The following is a 25,114-nucleotide window of genomic DNA, read 5'->3' as shown; positions in this document are numbered from 1 at the left end:
AGCTGGCGATCGGCCCTTTATACAAACTGCCCAACCAAAGAGGCACTTGATGTAAATCGTAAATATATTCCGCATCGATGTTGGGATTGATAGGAAATGTCATGCAAAGAATGATGATAATAGCAAAGGCAAGTGTTAAAATGTACTTCCTTATTTTTTCAGGTGCGTTTCTTTCCTCAAGCCATAATGCAAGAATGAAAACCGGGATTAAAATAAAAAACAAATTTAATAGGACATTTTTTACAATATCGAGGAACATATTCACACCTTCCTTTACATGACAAAATTTTTTAATGAATTCAATATTTAATATCGTAAAAAAGGAATGTCAGATATTCAGTATGAATGATTGGCTTTTTTTACATAAATATTGTTTTTCTTTGTTTTTCAACATGATTCTTCGTTAAAATTATGTATAATTCTTCACAATCAAAGAGAACTATACATTCAGTAAGTAGCGGTTAAATCCATATTAACGTAGCTGTTCTAAACCGATGCTTGCCCGATTAAAATGAAAAACGCTGTTGTCGCCGTGCCGATCGCCACCGTCCAAAAATTGACCCAGCCCAAAAGCAAACGCGGTCGGAAAATGTTCCAAACGCCCGGCTTACTGCAGCAAACTGAAATTCGATAGTAAAGAATGTTGTTAAGACAAGGCCAAGCAATACACATTTTGTGCATATACATGCTGAGAAATCCGAGTAAGGACATGGAAGCAAGTGTGCCTTTTAACGGTGTCTCTTGCTTTTTTAGTGCTTGTTTTTGTTTGTTACAATTCCGGGTTTGCCATCTTCTATACCTCCTTCCAACAAAACTTATCCCACTTTATCATACAAAATTCTGCAAAAAATGGTAGTTAAACTTTACCAGTTCACAAATTATTCATTTTTACTTCGTCACCATAGTAATCTTGAAAAATTAATATGACAATGATTTTTCTCACATGATCAATGTGAAATGTTGTGAACGCCATCTTTGCAGCTGGGCAACGGAAGCAGTCAGATCCATCCTGCAACAGGCAGCGGCCTTAGCTTGCCCGCAGCCGCTGGCAGCAGATACTTGCGATTCCTTATAAGAAAAAGGCTGTTAATTTTTATCAACAGCCTTTTTCTATAATGATTAAGAAGTCTAAGAATCATGATAGCCTCACTGATCCATGTTCATAATCCATGATGCAGTAGAGATTTGAAATGTAATAAAATTTTGCTTATCAAACTTTAAGAATATAACAAGGAGAAAATAGGGGTTGTTGTTACTAAAAAGCATCATTTTAAGTTTTTCCGTATCTGCTCCAGTGGGGCCAATAGGATTGTTATGTATTCAAAGAACCCTTACGAAAGGTCAAATGGCAGGATTTTTTACCGGTTTAGGAGCTTCAACGGCCAATATGATCTACGCTAGCTTTGCAGCTTTTGGTTTTTCTGTTGTTTCTTCTTTCTTATTGGAACAGCAATTCATTTTAAGAATCATAGGAGGAGTATTTCTTCTTTATTTAGGAGTAAAAATCTTTCTGGCAAAACCTGCTGAAAGAGCAGCTTATTTGGAGGGAAATGGATTAATTAGGATGTATTTGTCTACTCTTTTTCTCATGATTACGAATCCAACTACCATCTTAAATTTTGTGGATATGTTTGCTGGATTAGGTTTTGATAAAACAGCTAGTTCGCCTTCAACTGCATTTATATTTGTCTCTGGTGTGTTTCTAGGAGTGATTTTCTGGTGGTTCCTTTTAAGTTTCAGTGTAAGTATTTTAAAAATAAGATCAAACCTTATTTAAAATCAGTAAACAAAATCGCTGGAATGTTGATTATTTCTCTCGGGTGTCTTGCTTTCTTGAGATAAAAACATGAAGACATTTGAACAAAATACCAACTTTGATGAGCTAGTAAATATAACTGAAGGAGCTGCCGCGGCAGCTCTTTTACTTTTCAAGGAATTTTGTACATGTTTGTCTTTGCTCTTTTGTCATCCCGCCCCTGTATCCTAGTACGAATAAGCATTTGGATCTTTTTCGATAGAAATGTAAACTTTCTTTCACCGAAGTCTCTTTAGTTCAAAACAGCTTGAAGGATTGCTATGATCTATCTCGCTCATTATGGATATTTCCTTCATCAGGAATTATTTAAAGGGGGGAATCGTAAAACATGCACCTAATGTTATATTCATCATAATATAAAGATGAATAAATATTGAGGAGGACTCTATAATGTATCCATATCTTTACAAATACGCTAACCTTAACAGACAATCAAATATATCATCAGACAAATTAATACGTGACATTGAAAAGGCAATAAATGGACAATATAGCGCCATTCAATGTTATGCCAAACTAGCAAAAATGGCGCCTACGGATAGGGAAAGGGTTCAAATTCTTGAAATTCGTAACGATGAAATAAAACACTATCAACGGTTTACACAAATATATGTAAATCTGACAGGTATGCAGCCTGATGTAAAAGTTATTGAGGAATGTCCTAATACCTACGTGGAAGGATTAGAATATGCTTTGAAAGATGAGCAAGAAACTGTTGATTTTTATCTAGATATTTCTGATGAGACGAATGATCCATATATCAAAGAAGTTTTTCGTCGTGCAGCAGCAGATGAGCAAAACCATGCAGTCTGGTTCCTATACTATTTTATAAAGAATAAAAGAGCTGAGTTGTAACCAATTCGGCTCTTTTATTTATGATGAAAGTTTGGGTTTAGCAACTTTGCTCAAACAGGAAATTTCGCTTTTTTATCACTATTGAAGACGATAATGAAGAATCGTGGTGATCGACTCAAAAGATTCAAAATTCAAAAGGGAAGGGAGACTCAAAATCACCATTTTAACAAATTCATGCTTTTAACGATGTTATATCTATATCAGCAGTGTTTCATTTTTGCAGAAGAAAATTACCGATTACGGATCACAAAAACACGGATGATCAGATGGTTGCCCGACCAATGCGGTTAGCTTCAGGTACTTCAATCAAACGACCGCTTTTCACGTCGTAAACCTGATTGGGACAACCCGAATAAAACATATTCTCCTCGTGTTCACGCAGAAATGGAACGATTGAAAAGAAACGATGGATTAGCCTTCATCTTCCCGTTATGGTGGTATTCATTACCGGCAATGGTAAAAGGATATATAGACAGGGTATGGAACTATGGTTTTGCTTATGGAGGAACGCGCCTTCCACACAAAAAGGTATTGTGGATTCCGCTTGTCGGAGAGACAGAAGAAAGTCTTAAAAAAAGAAATTTCGATACGATGATTTCTCATTATTTGAATGTTGGTTTAGCCGGCTTTACAGGCATTCCTCAATCGGAAGTGGCATTTCTGTATAACACGTTAGCGGAAGATATCAAGAATGAAGAGGAAGTCAAAAAGCATTATGAAAGTCTTTTCCATCGAGCGTATAAGCTAGGGAATACATATAGCCATTCATTGACGAAAAAATAATCATGGATATGGTGTGTCAAACTGATTCGAAATGATGCTATACAGTAAAGTAAGTGGTAAAGTAAGTGCGCATCTTCCCAGTGCAGCAGGAGTAAAAAGCTTACCGATTAACATGACTATGGAACTGGTGGTAGTGGTAGTATAAAGCCATTAATTAGAAAAGGGGATGGAAATATGAAAGTACTTATCGCAGGCGCAAATGGACACACGGGTCGATTGATCGTGGAGCTGCTCGGAAAAAGCAATCGCCATGAAGCTTATGCAATGATTAGAAATGCAGCTCAAGCAGAAAAATTGAAACAGCTTGGTGCTAAGGAAACTGTATTGGCTGATCTTGAAGAAGATGTTTCTCATGCTGTTAAAGGTATGGATGCGGTGATTTTCGCTGCTGGTTCTGGCTCACATACAGGTCCGGATAAAACCATTTCTGTAGACCAAGAAGGAGCAAAACGCCTTATTGATGCAGCAAAGAAAGAAGGCATCTCTCATTTTATCATGCTTAGTTCGTATGGATCTGGTAATCCGGATGCTTTACCAAATTTGGCTCATTATCTAAAAGCAAAAGGGGAAGCGGATCGATACTTAATAGAAAGTGGATTAACATATACCATTGTTCGCCCTGGGTATCTAAGTTTTGAACCACCTACGGGTAAAGTGGAAATCGCTGAGCATTTTGAAAACATTGTAGGAAGAGATATCCCGCGTGGAGATGTCGCACAAGTAATTGTATCTTGTCTTGATATGGAAAATACCAAAAACAAAACATTTGAGCTCCTTAGTGGTAACCAACCTATACAAGATGCGCTCAAAGCTCTCTGAAGCAGGGGACGGTAATAAACAGAAACAGTTTTATCCTTTCTGTTTCACTACTGCATCAAAGTATGTAGAGGCGTTACGATTTTCGTAATGCCTCTATTAAATTGGAAGATAACATCAAAATGAATTTACGATAAACTTTATCGTTTATTTTTCTGTTTTCTATTTAACAAATCTTCAAATTTATTTTAATATTACCTTTAAATCTATTTTTTACAATGAAGATGGTCGAAAATCATCAAAATTTTAGAGGGGAGCGAGATAGCAGTGAAAAGGACAGGAATGATTGGCTTATCATTTTCTTTATCGTTAGGGTTACTCGCGAATTATGCTCTGGAAGCGATGGCAGCTGATGAACAAGTTAAGCAGTCACCTATGCTGCAACCGATTGTTGACCATGTTGCTGTCATTGCCCACCGCGGCGCCTCAGGTTATGCACCCGAACATACATTGGCAGCATACGAAAAGGCAATTAAGATGAAAGCAGATTATGTCGAATTGGATTTGCATATGACAAAAGACGGTGAGTTAATTGCTATTCACGATTCCACGCTGGCAAGAACAACGAATGTAGAAGAAGTATATCCCGACCGCGCCCCTTGGCGGGTAAAAGATTTTACATTAGCCGAAATTAAGAAGCTAGATGCCGGTTCTTGGTTTAACAAGACTTACCCTGAATATGCAAAAAAACAATATGTCGGGCAGAAAATCCCAACCCTTCAGGAAGTAATCGATTTTATCAAAAAGAAAGCTCCGAAAGTTGCTCTGTACATAGAAACAAAGTCGCCTGACGTTTATCCGGGCATGGAAGAAAAACTCGTTAAGATCTTGAAAAAGAACGGTTACTTGAAAAAAGGTAAAGTCATTTTCCAATCATTCAGCGAAGCGAGCTTAAGAAAATTACAGGAGATGGTTCCTAAGGATATTCCTCTTATCCAGCTTTATAGTCCAGACATGATTCAAGGTCAAAATCTGGATGATGTCTTTAACCGAGCAGCGGAATATGCGGAAGGTGTAGGACCAGATAAATCGCTCGTCACCCCGGCGTTTATGCAGGAAGCCCATGAACGTCATATGGTCGTCCATCCGTATACCGTGAATACGAAGGAGGAAATGGTCGAGCAATTATCCCTTGGTGTTGATGGAATGTTTACGAATCATCCTGATCAATTAGTAGAATTGAACAAGAAACCGTATATTTCCCACGGGGCGGCCAGCGGCGAAGTGACGGATACATCCGCGGTATTGTGGGCTAGGACAAGCCAGCCCGCAAAGGTGCGATTTGAAGTTTCCGAGGATGCTGCTTTTAAAAAAGCCATTGTGAAAACCAAAAAAGCAACTTCCGAACATGATCTGACCGTACAAGTAAAAGTGACGGGTTTGAAACCGGACACGATTTATTACTACCGTGTTCAGGCTCTTCCTGGATCACATCAGGTGAGTGGAAGATTTAAAACCGCTCCGGCTGAAAATGAACAGAAGCCATTGACGATTGTTTGGGGTGGTGATACAGGCGGCCAGGGCAAAATCCCGCCTTTTAAATCTTTTGCGGCGATGGTGGACTTGAAACCGGATTTCTTCTTGTTTAGCGGGGATACGATTTACGCTGATAATGCTACTCCGGCTGTTCCGAATCTGCCATCAAAAAGTATTGAGGATTTCTGGGCGAAATATAAGGAAAATCGCACCGACTCAAACTTAAGAAAATTGCTTCAATCGACAAGTGTATATGCCATCTGGGATGACCATGAGGTAACGAATGACTTTTCTGGACCATTTGAGCCGCTTGCCTCAACCGGTTTTCAGGCTTTTACAGATTATTGGCCAATATTGGACGAGCGGAGTTCATCCGGGAAGCTTTATCATAAATTTTCATGGGGTAATACACTTGATTTATTCATTTTAAATAATCGCAGTTACCGTGATCCAGATACGAAACCAGATGGTCAGGACAAGACAATGCTTGGTCAAGAGCAGCTTGAATGGTTGAAAAAAGAACTCTTGAATTCAGATGCAAAGGTGAAACTTATTGCTTCTTCCGTGCCGATTTCCATTCCGACTGGGAAACCAAATGCACGCGATGGATGGGCGAATGGCGACAACATCAATCCGAACGATAAAACAGGGTATGAACATGAGTTTGCGGAGATTTCTAAATTTATTATCGAGAATAAAATGAAAAACGTGTATTTTGTCACAGCTGATGTTCATTTTGCTGATATTATCCAGTATGACCCTGACCATAACGGCACAATTGATTATCGTGAACTAGTAAGCGGACCGATCGGTGCGGGCCTGGGTCAGCCGTCAACACTTGATCCTACATTTGGGCCGGAGCAACTGTATGCTGAAAGTGGGTTCTTTAATTTTGGTGTACTCAAGGTTGATCCAGGATTAAAACAAGTGACGGTTGAAATTCGTGATGAAAACGGTAAGATTCATTTTTATCGGGATTTTCCGATGGAATAGCAGAGTAGATTCGTATTGGACCGCTTGTGAAAGTGCCTGTCATGATTGCGTTAGTCAACGTGGCGTTATGGTTTCAACGAAAATACTTTAAAACAGAATCAGTATCATACTAACAACAGAGGTGGAATGAAACATGAAAAACAAAAAGATCATTTACTTCTTATGCACAGGAAACTCTTGCCGCAGCCAAATGGCAGAAGGATGGGCAAAAAAATATCTTGGCGACGAGTGGGAAGTGTACAGCGCTGGTATTGAAGCGCACGGATTAAATCCAAACGCAGTAAAAGTCATGAAAGAAGTAGGAATTGACATTTCCAACCAGACATCGGATATCATTGATCCGGAAATGTTAAATAAAGCGGATTTGGTAGTAACATTATGTGGTCATGCAGCGGACCATTGTCCAGTAACCCCGCCAAATGTGAAACGCGTACACTGGGGATTTGATGATCCGGCAAAGGCGGAAGGAACCGAGGAGGAAAAATTAGTGGTATTCCGTCATGTTCGCGATGAAATCGGCGTGCGCATCAAAAAATTTGCTGAAACAGGAGAATAAGACTAAATGACAGCCGAGAAGATTCTTCTCGGCTGGTTTTATTTATAAATACTTCATACAAAACCAAAGACGAGGCATGTCGATAAAATTTTCTTTATTTTTTAAAATAAAAAATTGCAATTTGCAAATAATATGATATAAATAATTATAGAGGTGAAAAAATGGAAAACATTAGAGAGTTGTTTCAAGTGATGACACGTCGTTTCGGATTGTTGAATAAAAATTGCTGTTCTATTGATGCTGTAGATATTTCTCTTGTTCAAAGCCATATTCTTTATGAAATTGACAAAAGAGAGTCTCCTTCCATGCAACAAGTGGCTGAAGTATTGGGAATGGATATTACCACGTTCAGCAGACAGATTCAAAATTTAGTGAAAAAGGGATTAGTAAAAAAAACGCCACTCCCTGAAGATCGAAGGGTATATACGTTATCGTTAACCACCGAGGGAAAGTTTATAGTAACAACCATTGATCGAGAAATAAATCGATATTTAGAAGAAGTGTTTTCGCATATGACAGAATTTGAGAAAGAAACTGTGATTCGTTCGATTAAATTGTTGAATGAGTGCATGGCAAAATCGAGCGTATGTTGTAAACCGATAGGGATGGGCAAGTAAAAAAGCTTGCTCATAAAAAATAAACAAATAGTTGCATTTTACAAATAAATGAATGGGGGGATGTATGTGGGGAGAGGTTTTGAAAAACTTCATGGTGATTACGGCACCATGCTATTTACTGTCATCTCATTCGTTATTCACTTTATTCAGGGATTCATTCCATAAGATGTATATCCGTTTTCAACAATATCCTATTTTGCAAATGTTGATGACCGAGGGTATGGCGTTAGTACCTGCATTAGGTACAAGTTTACTGGATTTAACAATTATTACACGGTCTTTTTAGAAAGAAGCTAGTAATCTTTGCGTTTATAGGTACTGTCATGACAATGGCAGCGTTATCATATTTTTTCATTTAAGGAGTGATAACTTATGAATCATGTGAATAACGATCAAATACGGCAAAATGTCCGCAGCCGCTATAAGCAAATTGCGCTGCAGGAAGTAAATTCTAGAAGCTGTTGTTCAGACTCTTCCGGATGTTGTGGTACACCTAATGAGGCATCGGCAAAACTAGGATACTCGGATGAGGAATTATCTGCCGTGCCAGAAGGAGCCAATCTTGGACTTGGTTGCGGCAACCCGCTAGCAATTGTGGAATTGAACCCCGGAGATGTGGTGTTGGATCTTGGTTGTGGTGCCGGTTTCGATTGCTTTTTGGCTGCTTGGCAGGTCGGAGAAACCGGGCGCGTCATTGGTGTGGATATGACACCAGAAATGATCAGCAAAGCACGCAACAATGCTGCCAAGGGTGGTTTTACCAATACTGAATTTCGGTTAGGAGAAATCGAATATTTACCGGTGGCAGATGATTCGGTCGATGTCATTATTTCCAATTGCGTCATTAATCTTTCTCCAGATAAGCCTCAAGTGTTCAAGGAAGCCTATCGTGTGCTGAAACCAGGAGGGCGCCTTGTCATTTCCGACGTTGTGGCGACAGCAGAACTTCCATCGGAAATTAAAAACAATATGGATGACTTGTATTCGGGCTGCGTATCAGGAGCAGCATCGATTGGAGAGTTAGAATCCTTGTTACAACAGAGTGGATTCACACAGATCACCATTAAACCAAAAGATGAATCGAGGGAGTTTATCAAAGATTGGGTGCCTGGAGCGAACGTCGCGGATTACATTGTTTCTGCGATCATTAAAGCAATGAAACCTTAAAAAATGTGGTGTAACAGATCGGAACTCATTGGGGAAGAAAAAATGGTTGAGTAAGTCGTTTCCCACTCTTACAGATGATGATTGCAAAGGGAATAACATTGGGACCAGTCATGACGCTGATGATCAGATCAGCAGGGGCAAGCTTACCGCAGAAAACATGTTTATACAGTATCTTTAGAAAGAAGCTAGTCTTGGCATTTATAGGTTCTTTTATGACGATGGCAGCGTTATCGGGATTTTTTATTCTATAATCATAAGGAGTGATTGCGAATCATGATCATTCGTAGTTTCCGTAAAGAAGATTGGCTGCAAGTGAAGGAAATTTATGAGCAAGGAATTGCGACAGGGCAAGCAACGTTTGAAACGACAGCACCATCGCTCGAAAAATGGAAATCGACCATTGTCGCAAATTTATGTTTAGTCACTGAAGACGAAGAAGGCATTCAAGGCTGGTGTAAGATAAGTAAAGTATCAGATCGCTGTGTATATGAAGGAGTGGGAGAGGTAAGTGTGTATGTTCGAGACGTAAGTCGTGGAAAAGGAGTGGGGAAGCAACTTCTACAAGCCATAATCAAAGAATCCGAGGAAAAAGGATTTTGGACATTAACTGCGGGGATTTTCCCTGAAAACATACCAAGTTTGCGATTACATCAAAGTGTTGGATTTCGTAGAGTCGGCATACGACAACGTATAGGAAAGTTAAATGGAGTATGGCGGGATGTGGTATTGCTCGAACGCCGCAGTCAAATTGTCGGTATAGATTAATCGTTACTTTTATAAAATGACAAATTTTTAGGGGGATAGGTGTAGGCGCAACGTAGCCTAACAATCGGGAACAAATGGGATTGATAAATCCAAAATGTGGTTGGTTATTAAGCCCTGTAACAATAGTAATGCTTAGAGCTTTTCTAATACTATGAATAGTCCTCATTCAGTAAGCTGGATGTTTACCTATACCTGATTGTTTCAATAAATACTTATTATGACGATGTAAAGTAGAGTTTAAGACACTTCCTATGATGATTATAAATCCATCGAAAAAGAAACAAGGAAGCATTCCTTTGATAGAATAACTCTGGAAAGGAGCTTCCTTGTCTCATGAATAGCTTAGTATGTCAACACGGGCTGCATGGAACGCGTCCCTGTACAACACTCTACTTCACAGGAGGTTTTGCTTTACCTTTTCAAAAATTTATTCCATGTGGTGATTCAGATCGTGCCAAAATCGAAATATGTCTAACCTTTCCTCCCTCCCTTAGTGAAAGATTTGTTAGCAATCAACAGTGCCTTCAGGGAGAGCAGGAGTTATTTGTGTAGCCTGAACTTGCATTTGTTGGACTTGTAATATTTTTAAAGTAAGGTCCATTACGATTTTTTCGCGTAACGTGCTAAATTGTCCTTTGATGTCTACATTAACTGGTGAAAAATCAAGTTCGTAGAAATTTGCAGCTACTAATTCGCCGTATGGTTGTTCATTATATTTCACGAGATTTTGGAAGAAATATTTATCTAAGCGAGGAGTTAAGTCGTTTTTCTCATTAAGGAAGAAAGCCTTGCTGTCTTCTGAAACACCTATAATTGGGAACGTGAGGAACTGATCAGCTGTAATTTCTGTAAAACCAGAGAACGCAACTTCCGCAATTCGATCCTGAAGTGCTCCATTACATGCACTGGAAGCATATTCAATATCTTTCCGAATGAATCCTGATACAAATAATTTAGCTCTTGTGACTCTAAAAAAGTCAGTTTCGCCAATACGCTCAAATCTAACAGGTACCAGTTTCACTTGTTCTAGAAATACATTCTTTGTCACTCTCTTAATTTCAGTTGCTGCTGGGCTAAGTGGAATGTCTGCTTCTACAACAACTTGAATGGTTTTTTCTGCTAGTACAACCGGAACTTTAAGAATTGGCGTAAGACCTGGTGTTTGGATGACCGGGGTATTTTCATTGGATAATGGAATTTGTTCTGTCGCTGTTACTGGACAAGCCGGGGATGGTTGTCCGCACTTATTGCCAAATCCTCCACTCATAACTAATTCACTCCTTATATTTTTTGAGCTTTTCTCAAGCTCTACGTTAATACAATATTCAGCATTCATTTGAAAGTATAGGGTAATATAATAGTGATTTTTATCATTTTTAAATTAGTAGATACGTTCGATTATCTTCTAGATCCCTTTGCCATCATAACGGACTCGAACTGATTGTACTTGCAGTAAATGAATGATTAAATCCAATACAATTTTTTGGCATAATTGATGTAATTGAGTTGCTGGGTCTTTTTGTATGGAACCCGTATTTCTATTGTAAACTGCGGTATACTCAATATTTTGATGTATATATCCTTCTATAAATAAATTTCCCTTTAATGCTGTACATATCCCATTATCCAATGATGGAGAAAATTGCGTAGGTACAAATTTGCAATTTGTCAGTACGACTTCTTTAGAGATTTCATTAACCTTCATAATCTCTTCTTCAAACACCACATCTTCTTCTAAACATATTTCAATTTCGTATTCCCCGACTACAACCGGAACTCTAATTTGTATGAAATCATGGGAATTACAGGATTGATTATCTGTTTCTTTTGTTTTTGTAAATAGTGAGTCATGTACGGGAATCACAACTGATTTATAATGATTTTTTTTGTTCTTCGTGCCATAAGTGCGGACCGTGTCAGTGAAAAATATCATTTCGTGAATTTTAGAGGAAATTAAACAACAATAAGGCTGTTCAGGATAATAAGTTGTTGTATGAAATAGTTTTGTGTCTAATTGAGGAGTTTGTCTATTGTTTAGATCAAGAAATTCAGCCCTATGTTGAACTGTACCGCCAAAGACAGGAGGATGAAGAAAATCGTTAATTTCTACAAAAATGGAGAATGGACTTTTTATCGTCATAGAACGTATTTTTCCGTATTGATGAGATTCATCTGCATCACCAGCTCGATTGGGTTCATCAATACTCTCTCTGGCAAGCATATTATTCATTTCATCCGCAAAGCCAGATTCAGAAGTATACACAGGTTCCAAAGCAGAATCAGTTTGAGACTCAGCATTTGTGTTATCGGCATGGCCAGTCTGAAAAACATGCTTAATATCAGTGAAACCAGCCCTTTTAGAAACATGATTAGTTTCAGAATGAGGAATTTGCTCAACTGTATCAACATAGCTTGGTCCAGTATCTGATTCGTAAATAGCATGGTTACCCTTTTCTGCCCTTTTTTTGTTTATACATTGATAACAGCGGGCTATAGATTTTTTTTGAGCTCCTGAAGATTGAAAAGCGTTTATTTTTTTAGCACGTATTTGCTTCATTCTCCTATAGTCAGTCCTTTTCATTACATTTCACTCCCCAATTGGACTAATCGTTACTGTATTATTTATGCTTTATTTCAGTTTTTGTCCATGTATAACTCTGAAAATTTCAAAAACAAAGATTTACAATCAGTTTAAGCATTTATACCATTTAACTTGCTCATTCGCACAGCAGCAGAGGACCGTATCATATGAAAAGAGAAATTGGGGAAGAGGGGGAGTGTGGAAAGGCGATTTATACCGATTCAAGGATTAGACAAATACAACAAAAATACAACAATAGCCGAAGTGGTTATTCATCGTAAAACAAAAAATATTAATAATATACATTTTGTTATATCTTACTAAATCTTCCAAAACTAAGCGCAAATTTTTTATTATAAAAATAAAACTATGTTCTAAATAACCAATGAAATAAAAAATAAAAACTACACTTAATAGAACCTATGTCATTGATAGCGCAATGACGTAAGAACAATCAACTTTACGAAGCTTATGAAGTCGAAGACAGAAATTGTATGTTTCAAAAACGTAATCAAGAGATATATTGAAGATGCGTTATAGAACAAATCAAATGAAGCCATTAAAAGGAGTTATTTATATAGAACACAAATCTCATGAGAATCATCCACATCATTCTTAGTATTTAGGATTCATCGATTGGTGTTTCCGTTCTTCTATTTAACTATAAGAATTGGGCAACTTTGTTATGGAGTTGCCCATTTTTAGAAAAAAGTTGGCCAAAAGTATAATTTTTGGGGCCAACTCCTTTTTTAAATGGGAAATGACTTCTGTTTTACTCACAAGTATAAATTTTCCTTTTTAAATATCTTGTGCAATATGGAGTTTCTCTTTGAATTTACGATAGCGTGGTTTTTCTTCGCTAAAATTTTAGGAGGGAAATAGGACAATTTTTTTAGATTAGCAGGCAAAGTGCGGCACGGTACTTGAACGTACTTGTTCCCCCACGAGATGGATCTTTTTGCCCCTATATGGAAACCCCAATCTCCAAAAGAAGGAATAATCGTGTGATAGCTAAGCGTTTGAAACCCTGCGCTTTCAATTGTTCTTCCGATGCTCCAAAAGACAATTGGCGTATCTTCAGGGGAATTGGATTGACAGACAAACACTCCGTCATCAGCAAGCGAACGTTTTAGGAGGGAATAAAATTCTGTTGTATAAAGATCGCTAATCGTTTGATCTGTCGGGTCAGGAAAATCAACGATAATGATATGATAAGGAGAGCGATTGGAAGCGAGAAAGTCTACGGCATCTTGAGGATGAACGGTTACTCGGGAATCATAGAGTGAATATTGATTAAGAGATGCTAAGCTTTTGATTTTTTTAGCAGCCTCTAATACTAACGGGTCTAAATCAACAAGGTCAACATGTTTCACATCGTCGTATTTGAGCACTTCTCTTAACGCCAAACCATCCCCACCGCCTAAAATAAGCACCCGTTCATGATTGGAAGTAAGAGTAAAGGCGGGGTGTACAAGTGCTTCATGGTAAATTCGTTCATCTAAGGAACTAAACTGCAATTGCTGATCTAAATACATTCTTAAATCGGTTGCTTCAATAATTTGGATGTTTTGAAACGCACTTTTTTCTTTAAATAAGCTCCTATGCTTGACATTTAAAAGCTCTTGCAATCCGATGCGATCCCATTTGTCTCCGCGAACAATCCCAATACTACTGTCTACTCGCGGTGTTAAAGAAGCGGAAGAGGAATGTAACCGACGGTCATATTCCGGAGAAAACCAGGGTTTTGTTTTTTGCTTTCTTGAGTTCATGGGAAGCTATCCTCCTTTCGAAGAATCAAAAGGCGTTATTTCCTTGCTCGAAATAAGTTGAAGTTGTGTCACTCCGCGGAAAAGGGAGTAAACCATCGCTCTTTTTGAAGAAAGCCCTTTTAACAGAGATTCAACTTGGTCCATAGGGTCTTGTTTCCCGCACGTATAAAAATCCAACGATGCATATCCTTCTTCAGGCCATGTATGAATGGATATATGCGAAGTGGATAAAATAAGCATTCCTGTTATTCCCTGTGGGTTAAATTGGTAAAAATACGAATACAAAACATTCATGCCTGCATCTTGTGCCGTTTTTGTCAGCAATTGTTCTAAATGTGTCATGTTATTTAAAAGAGAGGAATCGCAATCAAATGCATCAATGATAATATGTTTTCCTTCCACATTCAAAGTACATCATTCCTTTCTATATTCCTGCTGTTTATCCTATGGATTTTTTTGTGAAACGTTTGTATGATTGTCCTTAAACTATTTATAAATGGTTAGCTGTTGAAAAAGTGGACACTCAAACATTGCAAAAGAGGATATGATGAGTAACGTTTTGATCAACTTCATTAGACCCATCTTGAAATACATAAAAACGGGTTTGTTCAATTTAAATCGCATAGATTTTTCATTATTGCGGAGAAAATATAAAAGTTAAAAGTACAGAGGCTTTCTCTGCATTCAACTTATCGACAAGCTGCAAATGAAGAGCTGTTAAAGCCAAAAAGCAATCGGTCTTAACAAAAAGAGCAAATAAACGGAGTTAGAGGTACAAAAGTATTTTACGTCGAATACAATTTATATAACAGGAGGTGAGCATATCATATGCAAAAACAATTATTCACAGCTTTTCTTTTATTTCCTTTATTGTTTTTAAGTTCCTGTTCGTCTAAAGAAATGGCACAACAAGAAGGAAGTCAAGTCAAAGAAGCAGCTGTTCAGAGCGGGAACATTGCTAATCAGAAAAAAGATCCCCCACAGCAAAACACACCATCGCCAAAATATGACAAGGCTGTTACCGCTCCCGCTGACAAAACGCAAAATCCAACAGCAAAAGAAGACAACGTTACTGTCACTTCGAAGCAACCTGCACAATCCTCCATCGGTTCAAAACAGCTACAAGAATTCAAAAATACAACTAATCAACATCCGACCAATATAAAATCATCGGCCAATGAGCAGAAGCAAACGAACGCAGCACTCACTTACGACCAAGTGAAAAGCACTCTCCATAAAGGCATGAGCAAAGAGGAAGTGGAAGCGTTCCTAAAGGTTACAGGAGTGAAAATCGTTAGCGCGTTGGACGGGAAAACCATGTACCGATATGATATAGCCTTCCCCGACCATTATCAGTTTATCGCAACCTTAGCAGAGGATGGAACGCAATTAGATGATGTAGATATTGATGGGGTAAAAAAATATAAAGGGGTCATCGTCTTTGTGGAATATGATGAACAAGCCACTATAAAAGGCTATTCTATTTTCCATGTGGACGAAAAAACACAAAAAGTCCATGCCTACTACTACTATCATTACCCAACCTTTGAAAAAACGGATATTCTAGAATAATCTAAAAAACAACCAGTACATGATAGGATCCCCTTATAGTAGATAAAAAAAGAAAGGGATATACTGTCTCTGCTATGGAAGGGGATATTTTTATGGGAAAAATCAGAAAAACTTATTGATGTGGTGAAGAAGCATTTGTTAGGAGGGATGGATGAAGCGTGAAATCATGGATCTATTTCACATCTCTTCTTTCGTGTTACATAGATGGGTTACTCACTATAAAAACGAAGGAATTCAAGGATTAGAAGAGAAACGGGAAAGACAAAAGGTTTACATAAAGGTAGACCAAGAAAAAATCCTTTCACACCTGAATAAGCACGGGAACGTTTACGTGCGGAGAATGAATATTTAAAAAAGTTCAGTACACATCAAAAGACAATATCGCATCTTACTTAAACAATACAATATAAAGGGCCAGTACGTCTAGAAAAGGGGATTTATTTAGATAATGCATGTATGGAAAACTTCTTCAGCTATTTCCAGTCAGAGTGTTTCCATCTGTACTTTTTCCGCACGGCCAAAGAGGTGAAATATGCTGTACACAAATATATTCGTTTTTATAACCATCAACGTTTCCAAAAGCAATGAAAAAATAACACCTGAGTCCTTATATAGGACTCAGGCTGCTTAAATGTGCTTTTTTATTCCTGTCTACTTGACAAGGGTCACTTCACTTTGAGTAGGCCCTTTTTGTTCATAAAAAATAAGAAGGAGAAGCAAGGCTCCGCCTTTTTAATTTGGCCTGTTAAATTCCGGTGTTGAGTTTTAGACCACACAAAAAGAAAAAGATTGAAATAAATCAGTCTTTTTGTGTGTCTTGTTCAACCATGGCACTCGTAGTTCAACAATTAACGGGAGTGTAAGCATTTAGCAATTCTCCAATCCTCATAAGAGGGGGGAATTACCAGAATCCAAATCCTGGTCCATAACCACCGCAGCCATATCCATATCCTCTACCAAAGCCGCCGATCATACAGCCACAGCCAACAATGATTAACAAGATGAACAGGACGACGATTAATGCAAAGCCAGCACCTGCATATCCTCCAGCACTCATTTAATGACACCTCCATTTATTTGTCTTCAGTTTATAATATGGGATTTTTTATCAGTTTGATTGGGCTTACATAATTTTCCGCGAATGCGGATGGTTTGTTATTCATTGTTCATTTTCTCTAGGGTTTCTGACGGACAACAGGTGCAGCCTCTATCTAGGGCAATTTGGTAAACTTGTCTATACCTTTTTAGTAATGTCGCATACAGTACTAAAAGTGAATCCAAGTTTGGATTTTTTACGCGACAAAAGGTTATGAGATCAGCTGCCGAATCACTTTCGAAAGACGAAAGATCCCTTTGTTTAAGTCAGCTAAAGAAGCATAGGAATAAGAAAGTCGAAGGTACTGGGTTGCATGGTGATCATAGGCATTTCCCGGATTCAATAAAATTCCCCGCTCTAATGCCTTTTCGAAAAGTTCTCGTATAGAAAGCGAAGGCAATAAGCTTGACACTCCACACAGCTAAAGCCGTGGGATTCTTGAGTGGTTAACGCCCTCAGTCCATTTCTGTTTCGGGCAACCCTCAAGCTAAGGGCTGTGTCATCAGCCCGTCCCACCCGGTTAGTACGTACCCGGATGGGCGGCACACCTGTTACCAGTGTGCTAGGCTACTAACCCTGAAATGGCTTTGGCGATGTTGATCGCTCCATTCAGATCGGCGTGGATGGTGTATCCGCACTGTTTGCACTTGAAGCGGATACCGCTTCGGTTCGCCTTTTCGCGATGACCGCACCTGCAGGTTTGGCTGGTGTATTCAGGGTTGACGATCTCCACCCAAATGCCCGCCATCTCTGCTTTGTAGCGAATCATCTCTTTCAGCTGATAAAACGCCCAGGAATGCAGGTTCCTTCCGGCTTCTTTCTTTGAATTGGCCCGGTTTCGGATGTCCGTCAAGTCTTCCATGCGGATGAGTCCAACACCGTTGGATACCGCAAAGTTGACGATTTGACGGCTGATCTTGTGATTGTGATCTTTCATCCACCGGGCTTCTTTGTCCTTGAACTTGCGGATCGCATTGAGCTTCTTGGTTTTGCCCAGCTTCCGCCGTTTGGCGGCGTAGCGTCTGCGTATGTATGCGCATTGATTGCCTTTAAAGAATAGGGTCTAGAAGTCACTCCCTTCAATTTTGCCATGATGTCAGATGGTGAATCGCTGGGTAGGCAGTTTAAAAACAGATGATAGTGATCTGGCATCACTTCCATGGCAAGGATATCCCAGCCGTTTTCCTGACAGATGTCTTTTACTAACTGTTTGAATCGCTCTTCCACTTGGTTTACCAACACTTTTCTGCGATAACGTGGGCAAAAAACAAAGTGATAGTGAATCAGAGATACCTTCGTTTTCGTTCTTCTGTATGCTTGTCCCATGGTTTTTTAGTTGTATCAGTATTTTATTCATACTGCAACAACCAAAAACAAAAGATGTTACTCTAAGCGCCCTATTCAGAGGGCACCGAGCAACGCCGCCTTTCATCCCACGATTGAAACCGTGGGCTTTCAGGCGACTTTTTCTATAATCATTTTTGTTTGAACCCCGTTTTCATCCAAAGGAAGTCCGAATAATCGCATCCCGGCAGATTGAAACACATGCAGGGAATACAGATACGATGGCTTCTCAAGAAAGATCGTAGACCCCTGCTGTAATAGACCTATTGAAATCAATTGCAGTGCTTGCAAGGCACCTGACACAATTAAAATGGAAGACGGGAAAGCCTCGATCCCGATGGTTTTTAAATACCCGCTAAGGCGTTCCCCAAGAAAAAGCAACCCTTTCGGTTCTTTGTAGCCAAGTGAATCAATGCGGTCCGACAACCGGTTAAATACTTGTTTCATCATCTTACGTGGAAACAAATCGGGAGAAAGCTCCCCTGTTCCCAACCGGATGATATTTGGATCAAACTCTGCTTTGTTGATTTCCTGTATCGTAGGCAAATTGGGGCGATGGATTCCCTGCTTGTACATAGGAGTTCCAATCAGGGGGCGGGGTAGAGGTCATCAAGGACCACGTATTGTTAATCACCTTTGTACCGCTCCCGCTTTTTCCTTCCAGCAATCCTTCTGCGATCAATTCTTCCAAAGCCGCAACGATCGTGCTGCGATTCACTCCCAATGTTTGGGCCAATGTGCGTTGGGGAGGGACTTTCGTCCCTACGGTCCATTCTCCCTTTTCAATCTTTTCTTTTATATATTCTTTGATCTGGATGTAGAGGGGAGTTGGAGATGATTTGTCAGGTTTCCAATCTAATTCGATCATGAAAGATTCTCTCCTATGTAAAAACTTTTTGTTTCGATTATACAATTTGGTTGGTATAAAATCCATCTAATTGGTTGGAGACAATGATCAATATCCGAGTATAATTGTTTTCATACGACACGCAATAGGAGGGATTGGAATGGCAGAAGCCTTCATTCACGGATTTATTCTTGCGTTTGGACTCATTCTTCCACTCGGCGTCCAAAACGTTTTTGTTTTTAATCAAGGGGCCCTTCAGAAACGCTTTATCCATGCACTCCCGGTCGTTCTTACTGCTTCGCTGTGCGATACGCTTTTGATCATCCTTGCTGTTTTCGGGGTATCTCTTGTGATCCTAGGTTCGTTTTGGATCAAAACGATACTACTGAGTGTCGGAATAGTGTTTTTGCTATATATGGGGTGGAGTACCTGGAAAAGTGCCCCTGAAAATAGCAACAACGAAAATATAGTCAAAGAAACTTTTACTCCCCTCAAACAAATTGCGTTTTCGGCATCGGTCTCGCTGCTGAATCCTCATGCGATCATGGACACAGTAGGGGTGATCGGAACGAATTCACTTCAATACAATGGGAAGGAAAAAATCGCTTTTGCGCTTGCTTCCATTCTAGTTTCTTGGATCTGGTTTACGGGACTGGCTGTGGCAGGTCGAATAACAGGGGAGATGGATAAATCTGGACGCTTGATGGTGGTCCTCAATAAGATTTCTGCGCTAGTGATGTGGGGAGCGGCGATTTATATTGGATTCGCACTAGTGAAATAAAAGCGGGTTTTTCGGATGAACGCGTGGAAATGTGAAGGAATAGAGGTTTCATTCTTCCCCGCCGATACATTAGGGATGATTACTTTTTCAACTATCGGTAGTATGGTATAACGTAATTTTAAATGACTCTTGTAAAGTCATTTTAACGTAGTAATAACTAGAAGGGGATTCAAGTGCTATTGTTGACTATAATAGGGAGGCCAAGCAACCAAGAGCAACTGTTTACTCGGATCGAAAGGAGGAACTAAGTTTGGATCATCCGTATGCTAGTTATCGTTCCTTATTTCCTGTTTTAGCTTCTAAGATCCACCTTGCGAGCTGTTCACAAGGCGCAATATCAAAAACGGTTTCCGAAGCTATGGAAGAGTACCTCAATAGTTTACTGACGACAGGGGTTAATTGGAGTCAATCAATCCAAGAAGTCGAAAAAGCAAAAAAAGGTTTTGCGAAATTAATTGGTGCTGAACCTAATGAAATTGCTGTATTAGGGTCAGTCTCTGACATTTTTTCCACTATTGCCACCTCTCTTTCTTTTGAAAAAGGGAAAAATAGAATTGTTACGACAGACATGGACTTTCCAACCGTAGGTCATGTATGGCTTGCCCAGCGGAAGTTTGGTGCGAACGTGAGTTTTATCCCCTCACAGCAGGGGGTCATCCCTATAGAATATTACGAACGTTTTGTAACGTCTGATACGCTCATTACATCCATTTCCCATATTTGTTATTTCAATGGATTCAAACAAGATATTAAAGCTATTGCAGAAATTGTTCATCGTAAAGGTTCTCTTTTATTTGTTGATGCTTACCAATCAGCAGGACAGGTCCCCATTGATGTCAAGAAAATGGATATTGACATATTGGCGGCAGGAACTAGGAAATACATGTTAGGTATTCCGGGGATGGCCTTCTTATATATGAAAACCGAACTTGCAGAAAAATGGAAGCCGCGTGTAACAGGATGGTTTGGCCAGGCAAATCATTCGAAATTCGATATTCATCAACTAACACCAGCGCCTGGAGCACGTCGTTTTGAGACGGGGACACCATCTTTTATCAGCGCTTATGCAGCTACGGCCGCTATTTGTTTGCTTCTTGAAATAGGAGTGGAGAATATATCTTCTTATTTAAATGAATTAGCTCAATTCACATTAGATTATGGACAGGAAAAAGGATTACAAGTTGTCGGGCCTCTATCTGCTGATCAACGAGGCGCCATGACTGCTTTTTATGCAGAAAATGCTGGGCGGATAGAATCCATAATGAAAGAAAGAAATATTATTGTTTCTGCTAGAAACGATGTAATCCGAATCGCTCCTCATTTCTACAATACGCAGGATGAAGTCCGGCGGGCAATTGACGAGCTAGCAACGGTTCTTAATACTAAGTAACGGGTAGCTTAACAAGATGGACATTAGGGGAAACTGGCATGAACAAGGTACCAAAAAGAGTCGCAACTTTTCCAGTCTTCTATGTGTGGTTTAACATGTTCACCGATTCCTCTCCCACCTCTAAACAGAGTGTAGGTGGGAGAGGTTCATACGGACAAAAGAAAGATTTGCAAAAATCGATTCTTTCCTTTATAATAGATGCAAATATTCCATTTAAGGGATACACTCCCATGTTTCCATTGATTTCTGCACTAATAAAGACAACGTTTAACGTTGTCCTTGTCTGCGGTGCATACCGAATGGAAAGCTTTATAGCGGAGTTTTCTAACTTGCTTCTAATGAAGTTAAAGAAGAAGTAAATTAAAAGTTTCAAAAGGGGAATGGGCATGAAAGGAACGTCCGTTAACTTAGTAACATTTGGTTATGAAGATATTCCGGAATTGATATTGCTATCAGCATCAGTGGGATGGGATTATGATGAACATGAAATTCGAACAATGATGAAGTCAGGGAAAATATATGGGCATAAAAACGAAGAAGGGAAAGTTGTATCAAGTGCGGCTATAATCCCTTATGATACTTCTTTAGCTTCTATTGGAATGGTCATCGTTCATGAAGAATATAGGGGGATGGGGCTTGGAAAAATAGTTACCCGAGCTTGTATAAATACCGTTTCAAAAGATACTGCTATTATGCTTATTGCAACGGAACAAGGAAAACCTTTATATGAAAAAATGGGTTTCAGCGTCGTTGATTGTGTCCATAAATATCTTTGCGATCATTACATACCTGTTCGTTCAATCAATAAAATGGATATTGAAATCAATACCTTTAGCCAAGAAGATGTAACGCAAATGATAAAATTGGACGAGAAAGCTGTTGGAGCTAAAAGAAGTAAGTTTCTTGTTAATAGGATTGAACAAGCAAAAGAATGTTTAGTAGTGAAAGATAGTAACGGAACAATCATCGGTTATGGACTTTCCATCTTGGGACCTATCAACCTAATCTTAGGTCCAATTGTAGCTCCTAATTTCGAAATAGCTTCTTTGTTGATAGATGAATTGGCTCGCAATCACCAAGGAAGATTAAGAATTGATGTTCCGTCAGGACACGAAGAGTTTATGTTATTTTTGGAGCAACGCGGTTTTTATAAAGTAAGTCAACCTCCAATCATGATCATGAATGCAAAGCAATTACCTCGACGAAATGGGACATTATATGGAATCGCTGCACAGGTGTTTGGATGATTTTTATGTAAAATTGCGAATGATATCTCTGTGCAAACGCTGCTTCTGATCCGGGGTGGTGGATGGTTGACGAGTTTGGATTATTGTATTCTGAAGGAAAACTCGGAGGTATTGGTTAAATGTTTTGATGAAAAAAGAGAAGGCCTGTGCCGGCCTTCTCTTTTTGTGTGCTTATCCCCCCATCATGCGAGCCAAATAAAAACCTCAGACACCTAAAGAACGAAGACTACTTTAATTAGGAAAGCAAGCGATAAAAAAGGTTAGTGTGTTGATTCATTTCTATAACGAAACATAAACGTAATAGATATGATGATACCAACAACGAAAAAAGGGGCCACACTAGCTGTAAAGTACCAAAAGGGGGCCGGCAACTCATCTTACACAACATCAATAGTTTGACAAGTACATTTTATGGTGATGAACCAAAAAATAATAAAAAAACCAAATTTTTTTAAATTATATATTGACAATGAGAGTCATTTTCAATTAATATTTAAATACGATAATGATTATTTTTCTCAATTAGTGTTCGACTATGAAAATAATAATCATTTTCTTTTATGCAGGAGGTGAAAAAATGTTACATAACGTAGCAGCAGAAATTGGACACAACATGTTAAGGCAATCTGTTATTGAATGTATAGGAAACACGCCGCTCGTTTCACTCAATCGTTTGTTTCCGCCAAAGGAGGTGCAAGTCTTTGCAAAATTAGAATACATGAATCCTGGTGGAAGTATGAAAGATCGCCCAGCCCGTTTCATTATTGAGCAAGGGCTAAAAGCTGGAACCATTACTCCGGATACCCATATTGTGGAAAGTACGTCTGGTAATTTGGGAATTGCCTTAGCGATGGTGGCGAAAGTGTATAATTTACAGCTTACATGTGTGGTGGATCCCAAAATCTCCCCAGCAAATCTCAATATTTTAAAGCAGTTTGGTGCGAATGTTGTAATGGTTACTGAAAAGGATGAACATGGAAGCTATCTAAAAAAACGCATTCAGAAAGTGAAGGAAATCATTCAGGAGAATCCTAAAACTTTGTGGATTAACCAATACGCAAATGAAAACAACTGGAAGGCTCACTACTATGGGGCTGGAAGTGAATTGGTAGACCAATTGCCCGATGGTATCGATTACTTTGTGGCGCCTGTGAGTACCACTGGAAGTATTATGGGGATAAGCAGAAAATTAAGAGAGAGATTTCCAAAATTGAAAGTGATTGCTGTAGATGCTGTCGGCTCGATCATTTTTAACGCGCCTCCAGCAAATCGAGAAATACCGGGAATAGGAGCAAGCCGCGTTCCTGAGATTTTGAATCGTGATGAAATAGACGATGTCATCTATGTAAATGATTATGAATCGGCAATTGGTTGTAGAAAACTTTTGCAAACAGAAGGGATTTTTGCAGGGGGATCTTCCGGTTCTGTTGTTGCTGCTATTGAAAAATTGATTCCTCATCTTCATCATACAAAACTGGTAACGATATTCCCGGATCGTGGAGACCGTTACTTAGATTTGGTTTATAACGATGAATGGCTATCTCGATTAAAGAAAAAGAATTGATTAGGGAGGATTGTGAAAATGTTAATACATAAAGAACAAAAACAGCCGTCTAATAAAAGCGCTCCCCAGCCTAGGCTACTCTATCTAAATAAAGAAGATATTGCTAGAGTCGGGGGAGATACATCCGATTTATATGTAAATGCCATTACGGATGTGCTATGCTTACACACCCAAAAACAATTTGTCCAACCGTTAAAACCTTATTTACGTACAGAAGGGAAAGAAGGGCATATTGCTGATCGAATTATTGCAATGCCTGCATATATCGGCGGAGAATATCCTGTTTCTGGAATAAAATGGATCGGAAGCAAACATGATAATCCAACATTGCGAGGACTTGAGCGGGCAAGCGGCTTAATCATTTTAAATGATCCGAGTACAAATTATCCAATAGCAGTGCTGGAAGCAAGCTTAATCAACAGTATGCGTACAGCAGCAGTGAGTGTTGTAGCAGCCAAACATCTTGCTAAGAAAGGGTTTAAAACAGTCGCAATCATTGGATGCGGCTTGATTGCACGTAAGCAAGTACAATCCATGCTTGAACAATTCCCGCAAATCACATCCATTTATCTTTATGATCTTTATCCAGCTGCAGCTATTAAGCTTGCAGAGGACATGAAAGAATTATTTCCTCATGTTTCATTTATCATTGAAAATTCTGCTGAAAAATCGGTTAGACAAGGAGAAGTTATTATCCCGTGCACTGTTACTGATCAGCCATATATTCAATATGATTGGCTTCAAAAAGGAGCATTTATTAGCAATATTTCCATTATGGATGTTCAAAAGGAAGTGTTTTTAAAAGCAGATAAAGTTATTGTCGATGATTGGGAACAAGCAAACCGTGAAAAGAAAGTCATACATCAGCTCGTGCTTGAAGGTAAATTTTCAAAAGAGCAATTATATGCCGAGTTAGGAGAAATTGTGATTGGAGAGAAGGTCGGGCGCGAGAATGATGAAGAAATCATTATTCTCAACCCGATGGGGATGGCGATAGAAGATATTGCGTGCGCATACGCTATATATCAACGAGCAGTGAACATGCAAATTGGTACAACATTATCACTATATTAATTGAA

The 25,114-nt window shown here is 39.0% G+C and carries 22 protein-coding genes and 6 pseudogenes; 17 read left to right on the top strand and 11 right to left on the bottom strand.

Translation table 11 applies throughout. The annotated features are described in order from the left end of the window. On the bottom strand, positions 1-259 hold a 259-nt coding region (locus HT574_RS10575), incomplete at its 3' end, for a LytS/YhcK type 5TM receptor domain-containing protein (protein WP_305798069.1). A gap of 230 nt (positions 260-489) precedes the next feature. Next, positions 490-683: pseudogene (locus tag HT574_RS19935) on the bottom strand (cytochrome C); the annotation flags it as partial. Between the two features lie 563 nt (positions 684-1,246). Here HT574_RS19935 and HT574_RS10570 point away from each other — a divergent pair. The 9 genes and pseudogenes from HT574_RS10570 to HT574_RS10530 all read left to right on the top strand — a co-directional run bounded on the left by HT574_RS10570 (position 1,247) and on the right by HT574_RS10530 (position 9,844). Continuing rightward, positions 1,247-1,777, top strand: coding sequence for a LysE family translocator (locus HT574_RS10570; protein ID WP_217499486.1), 531 nt, complete (start codon positions 1,247-1,249; stop codon positions 1,775-1,777). A gap of 429 nt (positions 1,778-2,206) precedes the next feature. Continuing rightward, positions 2,207-2,671, top strand: coding sequence for a ferritin-like domain-containing protein (locus tag HT574_RS10565; protein WP_175244557.1), 465 nt, complete (start codon positions 2,207-2,209; stop codon positions 2,669-2,671). Positions 2,672-3,022: 351 nt separating this feature from the next. Beyond that, a pseudogene (locus tag HT574_RS10560) lies at positions 3,023-3,454 on the top strand (NAD(P)H oxidoreductase); the annotation flags it as partial. Between the two features lie 174 nt (positions 3,455-3,628). Next, the gene (locus HT574_RS10555) at positions 3,629-4,273 is read left to right on the top strand and encodes an SDR family oxidoreductase (protein ID WP_175244556.1); all 645 of its coding nucleotides are present in this window, start codon (positions 3,629-3,631) and stop codon (positions 4,271-4,273) included. Positions 4,274-4,537: 264 nt separating this feature from the next. Next, positions 4,538-6,739, top strand: coding sequence for a glycerophosphodiester phosphodiesterase family protein (locus HT574_RS10550; RefSeq protein ID WP_175244555.1), 2,202 nt, complete (start codon positions 4,538-4,540; stop codon positions 6,737-6,739). Positions 6,740-6,872: 133 nt separating this feature from the next. After that, positions 6,873-7,295, top strand: a complete 423-nt coding sequence (arsC, locus tag HT574_RS10545) for an arsenate reductase (thioredoxin) (RefSeq protein WP_175244554.1) — start codon at positions 6,873-6,875, stop codon at positions 7,293-7,295. A gap of 161 nt (positions 7,296-7,456) precedes the next feature. Continuing rightward, positions 7,457-7,912 (top strand): MarR family winged helix-turn-helix transcriptional regulator, encoded by a 456-nt coding sequence (locus HT574_RS10540; protein ID WP_175244553.1) that lies wholly within the window; start codon positions 7,457-7,459, stop codon positions 7,910-7,912. 372 nt (positions 7,913-8,284) lie between these two features. Beyond that, positions 8,285-9,079, top strand: coding sequence for an arsenite methyltransferase (locus HT574_RS10535; RefSeq protein ID WP_175244552.1), 795 nt, complete (start codon positions 8,285-8,287; stop codon positions 9,077-9,079). A gap of 273 nt (positions 9,080-9,352) precedes the next feature. Beyond that, on the top strand, positions 9,353-9,844 hold the full coding sequence (locus HT574_RS10530; RefSeq protein ID WP_175244551.1) for a GNAT family N-acetyltransferase: 492 nt from the start codon (positions 9,353-9,355) through the stop codon (positions 9,842-9,844). Positions 9,845-10,349: 505 nt separating this feature from the next. Here HT574_RS10530 and HT574_RS10525 read toward each other — a convergent pair. From HT574_RS10525 to speD, 4 genes are all read right to left on the bottom strand, one after another. Then, positions 10,350-11,111 carry a CsxC family protein gene (locus HT574_RS10525; protein WP_175244550.1) on the bottom strand — a complete coding sequence of 254 codons (762 nt, stop codon included), beginning with the start codon at positions 11,109-11,111 and terminating at the stop codon, positions 10,350-10,352. 138 nt (positions 11,112-11,249) lie between these two features. Beyond that, a complete protein-coding gene (locus HT574_RS10520; RefSeq protein WP_175244549.1) occupies positions 11,250-12,425 on the bottom strand; it encodes a BC_2427 family protein in 1,176 nt (391 codons plus the stop codon). 776 nt (positions 12,426-13,201) lie between these two features. Beyond that, positions 13,202-14,194 carry a spermine/spermidine synthase domain-containing protein gene (locus HT574_RS10515; RefSeq protein ID WP_175244548.1) on the bottom strand — a complete coding sequence of 331 codons (993 nt, stop codon included), beginning with the start codon at positions 14,192-14,194 and terminating at the stop codon, positions 13,202-13,204. A 6-nt stretch (positions 14,195-14,200) separates the two neighbouring features. Next, positions 14,201-14,596 carry an adenosylmethionine decarboxylase gene (speD, locus tag HT574_RS10510; RefSeq protein WP_309138298.1) on the bottom strand — a complete coding sequence of 132 codons (396 nt, stop codon included), beginning with the start codon at positions 14,594-14,596 and terminating at the stop codon, positions 14,201-14,203. Between the two features lie 426 nt (positions 14,597-15,022). Here speD and HT574_RS10505 point away from each other — a divergent pair, with 426 nt between their 5' ends. Together HT574_RS10505 and HT574_RS20515 are read left to right on the top strand one after the other, a co-directional pair. After that, positions 15,023-15,766, top strand: coding sequence for a hypothetical protein (locus tag HT574_RS10505; protein ID WP_175244546.1), 744 nt, complete (start codon positions 15,023-15,025; stop codon positions 15,764-15,766). 456 nt (positions 15,767-16,222) lie between these two features. Next, entirely contained in the window at positions 16,223-16,354 is a 132-nt protein-coding gene (locus HT574_RS20515) for an IS3 family transposase (protein ID WP_175244545.1), read from the top strand. Between the two features lie 313 nt (positions 16,355-16,667). Here the strand turns inward: HT574_RS20515 and HT574_RS10495 are convergent, their stop codons facing one another. From HT574_RS10495 to HT574_RS10480, 5 genes and pseudogenes are all read right to left on the bottom strand, one after another. After that, positions 16,668-16,823, bottom strand: a complete 156-nt coding sequence (locus tag HT574_RS10495) for a YjcZ family sporulation protein (RefSeq protein ID WP_017437171.1) — start codon at positions 16,821-16,823, stop codon at positions 16,668-16,670. A gap of 250 nt (positions 16,824-17,073) precedes the next feature. Beyond that, a pseudogene (locus HT574_RS19930) lies at positions 17,074-17,265 on the bottom strand (PLP-dependent aminotransferase family protein); the annotation flags it as partial. 159 nt (positions 17,266-17,424) lie between these two features. After that, positions 17,425-17,925, bottom strand: a pseudogene (locus HT574_RS10490) (RNA-guided endonuclease TnpB family protein); the annotation flags it as partial. Next, positions 17,925-18,188: pseudogene (gene tnpA / locus HT574_RS10485) on the bottom strand (IS200/IS605 family transposase); the annotation flags it as partial. The pseudogenes HT574_RS10490 and tnpA, both read right to left, overlap by 1 nt. Positions 18,189-18,335: 147 nt before the next feature. Next, positions 18,336-19,074 (bottom strand): annotated as a pseudogene (locus tag HT574_RS10480) (aminotransferase-like domain-containing protein); the annotation flags it as partial. Positions 19,075-19,213: 139 nt separating this feature from the next. Here HT574_RS10480 and HT574_RS10475 point away from each other — a divergent pair. The 6 genes from HT574_RS10475 to sbnB all read left to right on the top strand — a co-directional run bounded on the left by HT574_RS10475 (position 19,214) and on the right by sbnB (position 25,109). Then, complete coding sequence (locus HT574_RS10475) at positions 19,214-19,834, top strand: LysE/ArgO family amino acid transporter (protein ID WP_175244544.1); 621 nt, start codon at positions 19,214-19,216, stop codon at positions 19,832-19,834. 250 nt (positions 19,835-20,084) lie between these two features. After that, positions 20,085-21,224, top strand: coding sequence for an aminotransferase class V-fold PLP-dependent enzyme (locus HT574_RS10470; RefSeq protein ID WP_175244543.1), 1,140 nt, complete (start codon positions 20,085-20,087; stop codon positions 21,222-21,224). 38 nt (positions 21,225-21,262) lie between these two features. Further along, complete coding sequence (locus HT574_RS10465; RefSeq protein WP_175244542.1) at positions 21,263-21,583, top strand: hypothetical protein; 321 nt, start codon at positions 21,263-21,265, stop codon at positions 21,581-21,583. 21 nt (positions 21,584-21,604) lie between these two features. Then, the gene (locus HT574_RS10460; protein WP_175244541.1) at positions 21,605-22,471 is read left to right on the top strand and encodes a GNAT family N-acetyltransferase; all 867 of its coding nucleotides are present in this window, start codon (positions 21,605-21,607) and stop codon (positions 22,469-22,471) included. A gap of 577 nt (positions 22,472-23,048) precedes the next feature. Next, the gene (sbnA, locus tag HT574_RS10455; RefSeq protein ID WP_254698641.1) at positions 23,049-24,035 is read left to right on the top strand and encodes a 2,3-diaminopropionate biosynthesis protein SbnA; all 987 of its coding nucleotides are present in this window, start codon (positions 23,049-23,051) and stop codon (positions 24,033-24,035) included. Between the two features lie 18 nt (positions 24,036-24,053). After that, a complete protein-coding gene (gene sbnB, locus HT574_RS10450) occupies positions 24,054-25,109 on the top strand; it encodes a 2,3-diaminopropionate biosynthesis protein SbnB (RefSeq protein WP_175244540.1) in 1,056 nt (351 codons plus the stop codon). Positions 25,110-25,114: the final 5 nt, after the last annotated feature.

The organism is Parageobacillus sp. VR-IP, assembly GCF_013357975.1.
Lineage (GTDB): Bacteria > Bacillota > Bacilli > Bacillales > Anoxybacillaceae > Saccharococcus > Saccharococcus caldoxylosilyticus.
Note: the sequence above shows the minus strand (reverse complement) of the source record. Positions and strands in the feature narration are given on the sequence as shown.